At 43.0% G+C, this 528-nt stretch carries 1 protein-coding gene; it reads right to left on the bottom strand.

Annotation, left to right across the window (positions count from 1 at the left end):
• Window positions 1–172 precede the first annotated feature (172 nt).
• On the bottom strand, window positions 173–343 hold the full coding sequence (locus R8O11_RS31020; protein WP_206926131.1) for a hypothetical protein: 171 nt from the start codon (window positions 341–343) through the stop codon (window positions 173–175).
• Between the last annotated feature and the right edge of the window lie 185 nt (window positions 344–528).

Below are 528 nucleotides of genomic sequence, written 5' to 3'. Positions count from 1 at the left end.
AATGGCTAATTAAGCCGTTACTTTCCAAAGCATAAGTTTCCAAAGCTTCAACAAAGGCAAATTGCCACTCTATTTTTAACCGTTCAGCGAGTTCGTCGGGCGAGAAAATCATCCGATTGAGCGGAATAAAATAGGTGAAGCGGCTGTTGGCTTCGCAGACGATCAAAGTCTTCTATGAGGATTGGTAACGGTTTTCAATCAGGTGCACCTGCCAGCTCATAGTAGCGGCATCCGAGCTCAGTTTATTAACCCCGGCTTGTTTGCCCTCTTCCACTGGCAAACGAGGGAAATCAGCTTTCAGCCATTTGTTGAGTGCATTGGTAGCGCTGAGTTGAAGTTGCATAAAGAAATCCTAAGCTACTCGAAACAATGTTTAATAGTGCCAGCCACATGTATCGTATCAAGTTGCAAACTCCAATTGCTAATCAAGGATGAGAAGACCACACACCTCTAACAAGTTCAAAATCTTCATATTGAAGAGAGGCGTTATAAGAACTAGCTTTTGCTTGTAGCAAATCAATTGGCATC

It is taken from the genome of Vibrio sp. 1288 (assembly GCF_033344475.1).
The sequence above is the reverse complement of the archived record's forward strand: the minus strand, read 5'-3'. Positions and strand labels throughout refer to the sequence as shown.